The 10,960-nt window shown below is 48.1% G+C and carries 8 protein-coding genes; 7 read left to right on the top strand and 1 reads right to left on the bottom strand.

Translation table 11 applies throughout. From position 1 onward, the window contains the following. The first annotated feature begins 622 nt into the window (after nucleotides 1-622). From galE to R7035_RS22950, 7 genes are all read left to right on the top strand, one after another. Complete coding sequence (gene galE / locus R7035_RS22980; protein WP_113606140.1) at nucleotides 623-1,633, top strand: UDP-glucose 4-epimerase GalE; 1,011 nt, start codon at nucleotides 623-625, stop codon at nucleotides 1,631-1,633. A gap of 69 nt (nucleotides 1,634-1,702) precedes the next feature. After that, nucleotides 1,703-2,755: a UDP-glucose--hexose-1-phosphate uridylyltransferase gene (locus R7035_RS22975; protein WP_113606103.1), complete on the top strand. Its 1,053-nt coding sequence runs from the start codon at nucleotides 1,703-1,705 to the stop codon at nucleotides 2,753-2,755. Between the two features lie 127 nt (nucleotides 2,756-2,882). Further along, the gene (gene galK, locus R7035_RS22970; protein ID WP_213904574.1) at nucleotides 2,883-4,043 is read left to right on the top strand and encodes a galactokinase; all 1,161 of its coding nucleotides are present in this window, start codon (nucleotides 2,883-2,885) and stop codon (nucleotides 4,041-4,043) included. A 9-nt stretch (nucleotides 4,044-4,052) separates the two neighbouring features. Continuing rightward, the gene (gene galM / locus R7035_RS22965; RefSeq protein WP_113606105.1) at nucleotides 4,053-5,117 is read left to right on the top strand and encodes a galactose-1-epimerase; all 1,065 of its coding nucleotides are present in this window, start codon (nucleotides 4,053-4,055) and stop codon (nucleotides 5,115-5,117) included. Nucleotides 5,118-5,578: 461 nt separating this feature from the next. Next, nucleotides 5,579-7,183 (top strand): sodium/sugar symporter, encoded by a 1,605-nt coding sequence (locus R7035_RS22960; RefSeq protein WP_318146292.1) that lies wholly within the window; start codon nucleotides 5,579-5,581, stop codon nucleotides 7,181-7,183. Between the two features lie 116 nt (nucleotides 7,184-7,299). Further along, nucleotides 7,300-9,144: a DUF294 nucleotidyltransferase-like domain-containing protein gene (locus tag R7035_RS22955; RefSeq protein WP_113606107.1), complete on the top strand. Its 1,845-nt coding sequence runs from the start codon at nucleotides 7,300-7,302 to the stop codon at nucleotides 9,142-9,144. 8 nt (nucleotides 9,145-9,152) lie between these two features. Then, complete coding sequence (locus R7035_RS22950) at nucleotides 9,153-9,836, top strand: 3'-5' exonuclease (protein WP_256957220.1); 684 nt, start codon at nucleotides 9,153-9,155, stop codon at nucleotides 9,834-9,836. A gap of 10 nt (nucleotides 9,837-9,846) precedes the next feature. Here the strand turns inward: R7035_RS22950 and R7035_RS22945 are convergent, their stop codons facing one another. Continuing rightward, nucleotides 9,847-10,836, bottom strand: coding sequence for a substrate-binding domain-containing protein (locus R7035_RS22945; RefSeq protein ID WP_113606109.1), 990 nt, complete (start codon nucleotides 10,834-10,836; stop codon nucleotides 9,847-9,849). Nucleotides 10,837-10,960 lie beyond the last annotated feature (124 nt).

Below are 10,960 nucleotides of genomic sequence, written 5' to 3'. Positions count from 1 at the left end.
CTCCGTATGAAATGGTGAATTTATCATCTCAGAACTAACGGCTGAGTGATAGGGAGGAAGTCCATTCCATACGCTAACAAAAAACAAGCATGTCATTTAAGTCATGACACAGCCAGTAGTGACACATAGGTTATGTCATATCCTGATTTTGGGGTGGTTTTTACCAGTGATCGTAGGGTCTACCTAAGCGTCATACCGTTCTAACTGTTTGATTTAATGCTTAACGTACGAAACCGTACCGTTGGGCTTCACACCCCGTAGTTGCTTCAAACGACACTTGGCAGTTTCAGACAGTTAGTTAGGTGGTAACGGTTACACTGTTCGTGGCGACTTTTGGATGCTATGTAGTTATATTTTGTCATTTACGTATGAATGCTGTTAAATTTTAGTGAATTAACCAGGCTTTGCCCGTTTTTTTCTACAAAAACATACAATGTTTCCTTTTATTTGGTGTTAACGTTTACACTAACTTGAGTTTGATCACGGATCTGAATCCGTGTTGGTTGATAGAATTTTAATCAGCGAAGAATTGGGCGTATCGACTTGGTGTGAATAACGCTGGCTCAGTGAGCATAATAAGGTCCGGTACCGAGCAGGAAGCAGTAACAGTGGAGAAGCAATGGTGAAAGTTCTGGTTACAGGTGGTATGGGTTACATCGGTAGTCACACCTGCGTGCAGATGATCGAGGCGGGCATTGAGCCTGTCATCGTCGACAACTTGTATAATGCCAAACAAGAAGTACTCAATCGTATTGAAGCGCTGACCGGTAGACAGCCGGCATTTTATCAAGGCGATATTCGTGATGAAGCCTTTTTAGATTCGGTGTTTGCTGAGCACGATATTCACGCGGTGCTCCACTTTGCCGGACTTAAGGCGGTGGGCGAATCAGTGGCTAAACCACTGGAATACTACGACAACAATGTGAATGGATCTTTGGTTCTGGCGCGCAGCATGCGTAAGGCGGGCGTGAAGAGTATCGTCTTTAGCTCTTCGGCAACCGTATATGGAGATCCTGAAACTGTACCGATTACGGAAGACTCACCAACAGGTGCGACCACCAACCCTTACGGTCGCAGCAAATACATGGTGGAAGAATGCTTAGCTGATCTGTTCAATGCTGAGAACGACTGGAGCATCACTTTGTTGCGTTACTTCAACCCAGTTGGCGCACATCCATCCGGCACCATGGGTGAAGATCCACAAGGTATCCCGAATAACCTGATGCCGTTTATTGCTCAAGTTGCGGTCGGTCGCCGCGAGAAATTGTCGGTATTTGGTAACGATTATTCGACGCCTGATGGCACTGGTATGCGTGACTACATCCACGTGATGGACTTAGCCGATGGCCACATTGCCGCACTGAAAGCGGTGGGCGAAAAAGCCGGTTTGCACATTTATAACCTCGGTACGGGGAAAGGGTCGAGCGTGCTTGAAATGGTCAATGCGTTCGCGGATGCCTGCGCCAAACCTGTCCCTTATGAGTTCTGCCCGCGTCGTCCGGGTGATATTGCCGAGTGTTGGGCGAGTACCGACAAAGCCGAGCGAGAGTTGGGCTGGAAAGCAACACGCAGTGTCGCGGAAATGACCGCAGATACTTGGAAATGGCAATGGAATAACCCGCAAGGCTACTAACGCGAGCCGCCGCTAATTTTCATCCGGCGCGGGGCGTCGGAACACAAGAATATAAAGTTGAGTAAGAAGATGTCTAACCTAGAATTTAACCCAGTGGATCACCCACATCGCCGCTATAACCCACTCACCGGGCAGTGGATTTTGGTCTCGCCACACCGTGCTAAACGTCCTTGGAGTGGTGCCGATGAAAAACCGGCGGTTGATGCGCTGCCAAGCTACGATAAGAAGTGCTTTTTGTGCCCAAGCAACGAACGCATTTCAGGTGACGTTAACCCCGATTACCAAGGAACGTACGTATTCAATAACGACTTTGCCGCGTTGATGGTGGACTCGCCAGATGCGCCAGAGTCCGATAACCCACTGTTTAAAACGCAAGGTGTGCGCGGTTTAAGCCGAGTGATTTGTTTCTCGCCTGATCACAGCAAAACATTGCCCGAGCTGCCAGTGGATAAAATCCGTGGTGTGATCGATACATGGAACGAACAAATCGAAGAGCTCGGTAAAGAGTATGTTTGGGTGCAAGCGTTCGAGAACAAAGGCGAGGCAATGGGCTGCTCTCAGCCGCATCCACATGGCCAAATTTGGGCCAACAGCTTCTTACCTAACGAGATAGAACGCAAAGAACAACACCTTAAAGCCTACTACCAAGAGCATGGCCGTAATTTGCTGGTGGACTACGCAGAAGCGGAACTCAAGGATGGTGCGCGCACCGTTGTCGAAACCGAGCACTGGCTAGCGGTGGTGCCTTACTGGGCGGCGTGGCCATTTGAAACCATGCTATTGCCAAAAACGCACATTCGCCGCATGAGCGAACTGAGCGATGAGCAACGTGACGATCTTGCCGTGGCGATCAAAAAATTGACGAGCCGTTACGACAACTTATTCCAATGTTCTTTCCCTTACTCCATGGGTTGGCATTACGCCCCGTTCTTTGATGCGGGAACGGACATCGACCATTGGCAATTGCACGCCTTGTTCTACCCGCCACTACTGCGCAGCGCCACGGTACGTAAGTTCATGGTTGGTTACGAAATGTTGGCAGAAAGCCAACGCGATCTCACCGCTGAGCAAGCGGCGCAGCGCCTGCGTGATCTAAGTGACGTGCATTACAAAGAACAATAAGCCCGTGGTATTTGAAGCGGCACCCCCAACGAGTTGGGGGTTAAGAAAATATCCGATTTTAAAAATACGTATTGCCGCGCCAGTTTGTGATCCCAAGAGTTACCGCAAATAGTTTTAGGAATAGAAAATGTCTGAATTAATCCAAAATGTGAAAGCATCATTCGAGCAAGTATTGGGCTATGCACCCAGTCATATCATTCAAGCACCGGGTCGCGTTAACCTGATTGGTGAGCACACCGATTACAACGACGGTTTTGTCTTACCATGTGCCATTAACTACCAAACCGTGGTTGCCGCGAAAAAACGAGACGATAACCTTGTGCGCGTGGTCTCGGTCGATTACGACAATGCGCTGGACGAATTTGATATCAGCAAAGCGATCACTTTCCAACAAGACAAAATGTGGGCCAACTACATTCGCGGTGTGGTGAAATTTCTGTTGGCGCGTGGTTACTCATTCACCGGTGCTGACATTGCGGTTACTGGTAATGTGCCGCAAGGGGCGGGACTGAGTTCTTCAGCGGCGCTTGAAGTGGTGATTGGGCAAACCTTCAAAGTATTGTTCAACCTTGGGATCAGCCAAGCTGAAATCGCGTTGAACGGTCAGCAAGCGGAAAACGAATTCGTCGGTTGCAACTGCGGCATCATGGACCAAATGATCTCCGCTGAAGGACGCGAAAACCACGCCATGTTGTTAGATTGCCGCACGCTAGAAACGCAAGCGGTGTCGATGCCAGAAGACATGGCGGTGGTGATCATCAACTCAAACAAAAAACGCGGCTTGGTTGATAGCGAGTACAACACCCGTCGTCAACAGTGTGAAGAAGCGGCGCGCATTTTTGCTGTTAAAGCCCTGCGCGATGTGACGATTGAGCAGTTTAATCATAAAGCCGCTGAACTGGATGAAATGGTGGCAAAACGCGCGCACCACGTGATCAGCGAAAACGATCGTACACTTGAGGCGGCTGAGGCGCTGCGTGCGCACGACATGAAACGCATGGGGGAGCTGATGGCACAGTCCCACGCCTCAATGCGTGATGATTTTGAAATCACCGTGAAAGAGATCGACACCTTAGTTGAGATGGTCAAAGGCGTGATTGGCGACCAAGGCGGTGTGCGCATGACGGGCGGCGGTTTTGGTGGTTGTGTGGTGGCACTGGTGCCACCGGCACTGGTTGAGAAAGTGAAAGCCACGGTCGAGGCCAACTACGAGGCGGCGACAGGGCTGAAAGAGTCCATTTACGTATGCCAAGCGAAACCGGGCGCGGGCCTGGTTGAGGTGCTGTAAGGAGTCGTCATGAACCGCGATTTTACCCAACTGCAACAAACGATGGCGAGCACGCCGTCGTTTGATGGTCAAGCCGCTGAGTTGGTGCATTTAACTAACGCAAATGGCATGACCGTCACCTTAATGGACATGGGGGCCACGTGGTTGAGCTGCACCCTTCCGCTAAATAGTGCGCCACGCGAAGTGCTGCTGCGCTCGCCTAATATGCACGAGCATAGGCAGCAAGGTACCTACTTTGGGGCGATGGTTGGTCGCTTTGCCAACCGCCTTGCCAAGGGGCAGTTTGAAGTGGACGGTCAGCGTTATCAACTGGCGGTCAACAACGGTGACAATGCACTCCACGGTGGCGTTGACGGCTTTGATAAGCGTCGTTGGCGTATTGTTCAGCGTGAGCCCAATATGGTCGAATTTGCCCTGCATTCGCCGGATGGTGACCAAGGGTATCCGGGCAATGTGGATGTCAAGGTGCGTTACACGCTGAGCGATGATAACGAAGTGATGATTGATGAACACGCAACAAGCGATCAGTCTTGTCCACTCAACTTAACCAATCATGCTTATTTCAACTTGGCGGGTGAGGCGAGTGAAAACACGGGGCTTGAGCACCGCTTGCAGATGAATGCTGAGCATTATTTGCCTACGGATGCCGGTTTGATCCCCACAGGGGAGCTCAAACCGGTTGCTGGCACCAGTTTTGATTTTCGTCAGCCCAAACGCATCGCGGATGAATTTCTCAGTGATGGCGACCAAAAAATCGCGGCTGGGTATGATCACTCGTTTGTGCTTAATCCACCATTGTCGGATGGCAAAGAGGTGGCCGCTGTGCTGTTTGCGCCCAACGACGATGTGCGCATGAAAGTACGTACCACCAAGCCGGCGATTCAATTCTACTCCGGTAATTTTTTACTCGGAACGCCGGGCGCAAGCAAGGTTTATCAAAATCATGATGGACTCGCATTAGAAGCGCAATATTTTCCCGACGGGCCGAATAAGCCAGAATGGGGACTCAACAACGGGGTGTTGAGCTTTGAAGATTGCTATCAACATAGAACGGTTTATGAGTTCGAATTTTAAGAGGTTCAAGTGTTATAAGTATATAAACTTTCGATACCGATTTTAATTATAGTGTAAACGATTATCAAAGAAGCTAAAAAACTAATAGAAAAAACACTGTCATTAGCTCTGTACCACCTATTTTTATAGGTGGTTTTTATTGGTTTTAATATAGTATTAGCTCGCTTCAACTTTACTTCGTTTTCAATGTTGAGATTACCTTTAAAGAAATGGCATTGGCTGCTTGATATTGGCGAGTGTCGCACTTCGCTGTTGAATTCGGGAATAATATAACTATCTACGTTACATCAAACGTTATTTAAGATATCTCTCAACACATAATAAATTTTACTGAAAATGTGATTTGCGCCTCCATTTTGATTCAACGTGTAAGATTTATACATACATGTGATACATATTGGATTTTTCTTGAGTGGTAACGTTTACACTTTTTGGCGTGAAACAACTATAGGATGAAACAAATGTCTAATATAGAGCATGGTCTAAACACGATTGACATAATGGTTTTCGCCATTTATGTCGCGATTATTATTGGGGTGGGACTTTGGGTTTCCCGCGATAAGAAAGGCGCTCAAAAAAGCACAGAAGATTACTTTTTGGCGGGTAAATCTCTTCCTTGGTGGGCGGTCGGTGCGTCATTGATCGCTGCCAACATCTCTGCTGAGCAGTTTATCGGCATGTCGGGTTCTGGTTATTCTATCGGTTTGGCGATTGCGTCCTACGAGTGGATGGCTGCCATCACTTTGATTATCGTGGGTAAATACTTTTTACCTATCTTTATTGAAAAAGGGATCTACACCATTCCTGAGTTTGTAGAAAAGCGTTTCAATAAGCAGCTTAAGACGATTTTAGCGATTTTCTGGATCTCACTTTATATCTTCGTCAACCTTACTTCCGTTCTTTACCTCGGTGGTTTGGCACTCGAAACCATTCTTGGTATTCCGTTGATGTACTCTATTGTGGGTCTGGCACTGTTTGCTTTGGTTTACTCGGTTTACGGTGGTTTGTCGGCTGTGGTTTGGACCGATGTTATCCAAGTGTTCTTCCTTATCCTTGGTGGCTTCATGACGACCTTCATGGCGGTGAGCTACATTGGTGGTGCGGATGGTTGGTTGGCAGGCATGTCAAAAATGGCTGAAGCGGCACCAGGTCACTTTGAGATGATCCTTGACCAAAGCAACCCGCAATACATGAACCTACCTGGCATCGCGGTACTGATTGGTGGTCTTTGGGTTGCGAACTTGTACTACTGGGGTTTCAACCAATACATCATTCAAAGAACGTTGGCAGCGAAGTCGGTAGCAGAAGCGCAAAAAGGTATCGTATTTGCTGCATTCTTAAAACTTATTGTACCGTTCCTTGTGGTTATTCCTGGTATTGCGGCTTACGTGATCACGTCAGACGCACAATTAATGGCAGGTCTTGGTGAAGTTGGTGCATCAAACCTACCAAGCGCAGCGCATGCTGACAAAGCATACCCATGGTTGACTCAGTTCCTACCTGTTGGTGTGAAAGGTGTGGTATTTGCTGCACTAGCAGCGGCTATCGTGTCGTCACTGGCGTCTATGCTTAACTCGACTGCAACTATCTTCACGATGGATATTTACAAAGAGTACATTGCCCCAGAATCTGGTGACCACAAACTGGTTAACGTTGGTCGTACCGCAGCGGTTGTTGCTCTTGTTATCGCATGTTTCATCGCGCCAATGCTAGGTGGTATCGGTCAAGCATTCCAATACATTCAGGAATACACCGGTCTGGTTAGCCCAGGTATTCTTGCGGTATTCCTACTGGGTCTGTTCTGGAAGAAAACCACCAGTAAAGGTGCCATCATTGGTGTTGTTGCTTCTATCCCATTTGCACTGTTCTTGAAATTCATGCCACTTTCCATGCCTTTCATGAACCAGATGCTCTACACGCTGCTGTTCACGATTGTTGTGATTGCGTTCACTAGCTTGAGCACCTCAGCAAACGATGACGATCCAAAAGGCATCAGCGTGACCGCATCCATGTTCGCCACGGACCGCAGCTTTAATATCGCGTCATATGGCATCAGATCATACTAACGGTTCTTTATGCGCTATTCTGGTAAGTAGACCGTTAACGAAGCTCCGCTCATTATTGGCGGAGCTTTTTTCGTTTTTGGCCTATGAATTTTATGTGTTAGCGGGATGGAGTGTTGATGGATTCTACTTTACTACCCAATGTCGTTGCCTTTCTCAAAACGATTGCGCCATTTTCTCAGCTTCCGGATGAAGTGCTCGACCGTATCGCAAGCGATGCGGACATCTTGTTCTGGGGGCAGCAGCAACATATTGCGCTCAATGATGCGTCTGAGCGTAGCCTGTATATTCTGCGATCTGGTGTGATTGAGCAGCGCTTTCCTAATGGGAGCCTAAGAGCGAGGCTCGGTAAAAATGATCTGTTTGGTTTTAACCTTGTGCAAGACAACTATCGTATCGAAACGGTTGAAAGCTGCTTAGTTTATAAATTTAACTACGAGTTGTTGCTCGCCAAGCTTGCAAACTTTGCATCCATTGCCAATCAATTCGCGACTAACGCCAATCATCGCCTTCAATCTCGGGTCGATAATGAATTAATGGAAGCTGTAAAGGGCGTTTATTTTAAGTCAGTGCAGGAGGTAGCGCACTGCGATGTGGTGATGGTCGCACCGAGTACATCGATTCAGCGCGTTGCACAACAGATGCGAGACCATCAGGGCAGTACCTGTGCTCTGGTACTGGATGAGGGGACACTGGTGGGTATTGTCAGTCAGCGTAACCTCAGCAATCGCGTAGTAGCGGATGCGATGGATGTTCGTGGCCCAATCCGTGATGTGATGACGCCAGATCCGTATACGCTAGGGCAAGATGAACTGGTGCTTGCCGCCGTTAATCTGATGATGAAGCACAACATTCAACACGTGCCGATCGTCGACAGCGATCATCAAGTTGTTGGTTTAGTCACGCCCAAACAGTTGGTGCAAGAACATGGTGTGCAGGCCATTTATTTGATTGAAAAAATTCGCAACTGCGACGCCTTAGACGCACTGAGCAAACTCATCCCTTTGCGCGAATCCGTATTCGAAGCGATGGTCGAAGCGCACATGCCGGCGCAGATGATTGGGCAAGTCCTGACGATGATTTATGATGCGTTTACCTCACAACTACTGAAAATGGCCGAACAAGTGGTTGGCAAGCCGCCATGTCGCTATGCGTGGATAGTCGCAGGATCGCACGCACGAGCAGAGGTGCATTTGGGGTCGGATCAAGATAATGCATTAGTACTTGAGGATGGCGCGACTGAAACAGACAGGATCTATTTTCAGCACTTGGCGATGTTTGTATGCAAAGGGTTGGCCGCGTGTGGGTACTCCTTATGCAATGGGCGTTTTATGGCTGCAACCTCGAAATGGAATCAACCTCTTTATATATGGCAGCAGTACTACCGAAAATGGGCGAACAACCCCGAATATGACATGCTACTCAACCTGAATGTGTTTTTAGAGATCCGCTTAATTGCAGGGGATGAAAGCCTGTTCGAACAGCTCGATCAACATCGGCATGAGTGTGTGACACACAATCCACGTTTGATGTCGGCTCTGGTGAGAAACTTACTCAAAGAGCGCCCACCGCTCGGCATTTTCAACAACTTAGTACTGCAAAGAGACGCCAGTGATGGCAAAACGCTGAACATTAAAAAAGCGGCAATAGGCTTGTTGGTGGATATAGCACGAATTTACGCCCTCAGCAAAGGCGGAGAGATGCGTTCGACCGAAGAGCGAATTGAGTTTGCCTATGAACAAGGGCTTATCAATGAAAGCTCTTATCAAGATTTGATCGGTACCTATCGTTATGTCACTCAATTGCGTTATGCTCATCACCTCAATGGTATTCGAGAGGGGAAAGGGGTGAGTAACTCGATTTATCCTGAACGATTTGGCAGCTTTGAACGCCAACACTTGAAAGATGCATTTCGAATTATTGGCGGCTATCAAGACGCGCTAAAAATGAAATTTGGTTCCTAAGGCCTAATATGAACTCAAGCAAACCAATGCATGCCGACAGTATGGATTTAGCGAAATTCCCTATCTCGCTTAAGGCGTTACTAGAGACGCCACTGCCGAGTAAGTCCGCAGATTTAAAATCACTCGATACGCTTGTGTTGGACTTTGAGACGAGTGGATTTGATGCTGAAAAAGACAAAGTGTTGAGCATCGGGTGGGTTGAAATCCGCAATAGCCAAATTCGTTTAACCAGTGCGCGCCATATTGTGTTGGATCAACCGGTTTTGCAAGAGCATGACTCGGCAAGAATCCACCACCTAAGACCTGAAACCTTGCTCCATTTAGGCATTAGTGAGGAACAAGCCTTTTCGCAGCTGTTTGGGGTAATGAAAGGGAAAGTTGTAGTAGCGCATGGCTGCGTGATGGAAAAACGTTTTTTGCAGCAATATTTGACCACCAACTACGGCCAAGCCGAGTTACCATTGGTCTGGCTCGACACATTAAAAATTGAGCAGTATCGTGAGCAGTTAAGGCAAGTGCGCCGCGATTGGCGTTTGAGCTCAGTCAGGACCGAGCATGGGTTGCCAGGTTATCAAGCGCATAATGCACTCAATGATGCGATTGCCACTGCAGAATTGTATTTAGCGCAAATTCACCGCTTGTTCGGCCACGAACGCGCACCGCTACACGTTGTGGCGAATATTTCAAATTGAATCGTGTCGGCTACACTGAGTACCTACGCACCAGTGTCGGGCTAAAGATCGCGGTTTCTTCCTCAATCTTTTCATCGTGCGCCAGTGCCAACGCTAATTTTGCAGCGCGCTCTGCCATCATTTCGATCGGGTAACGAATCGTAGTCAAACCGGGATGGACAAATCGGGCAATTAAGCCGTCATCGAACCCAACTAATGCGATGTCTTCAGGTACTCGGATGCCGTTTTCTTCTAACACAGCAAGCGCACCGGCCGCCATGTAATCGTTGTAGGCAAACACGCCGGTAAAGTCTAACGATTTGGTGAGAAGGTGAGTCATTGCCACTTCACCACCATCACTGTTTGGCTCACCGTACTCAATATAGCTTTTGGGTAGTTCAATACCGTGTGCATTCAGTGCCGCGTGATAACCTTGTAAACGTTGATGCGTATCTTCAATGTCATGAGAAGAGGCAATGTGCGCAATTTTTTTGTGGCCATTGCGCATCAAATACTCGGTCGCGATCAGAGCGCCTTTCTCGTTATCGAGTGACACACAACGTCCGGCCAATTGCGGAATATGGCGGTTTATCAGCACCATTCCCTTTACTTCATTGGCGTAGCCGATTAACTCTTCATCTGACAATGCTTTGGCGTGAATCACCATCGCATCACAGCGGCTGTTGATCAGTAATTCAAGCGCGCGACGCTCATCTTCTGCACTGTGGTAGCCATTCCCAATTAAAAGGTGTTTACCATTCTTATGCGCAACGCAGTCTACCGACTTGATCATTGTGCCAAAAAAGGGGTCGGAGACATCCCCAACTAGCACGCCCATGGTGTTGGTGCTTTGGCTCACTAGCGCGCGTGCCGCCGCATTAGGACGATAGCCCAGTTTACTCATTGCTTTAGTGACCGAATCAATAGAGGCTTGACTCGCTTTGGGGGATTTATTGATCACGCGGGAGACCGTTGCCACGGACACGCCGGCTTCTTTTGCAACATCCTTGATCGTTGCCATAGAGAACCCTTACTGGCTATTAATTTGAATTTTTCGTATTAAACACCCATCGTGTAACAAGCACAAATTGATCGATTACTTTCTCGTGAAAGTAAGACCTAGACCCCTATAAGGAGCAGTGCTT

Source organism: Vibrio sp. 1731 (assembly GCF_033339955.1).
GTDB classification, from domain to species: Bacteria; Pseudomonadota; Gammaproteobacteria; order Enterobacterales; family Vibrionaceae; genus Vibrio; species Vibrio alginolyticus.
Note: the sequence above shows the minus strand (reverse complement) of the source record. Positions and strands in the feature narration are given on the sequence as shown.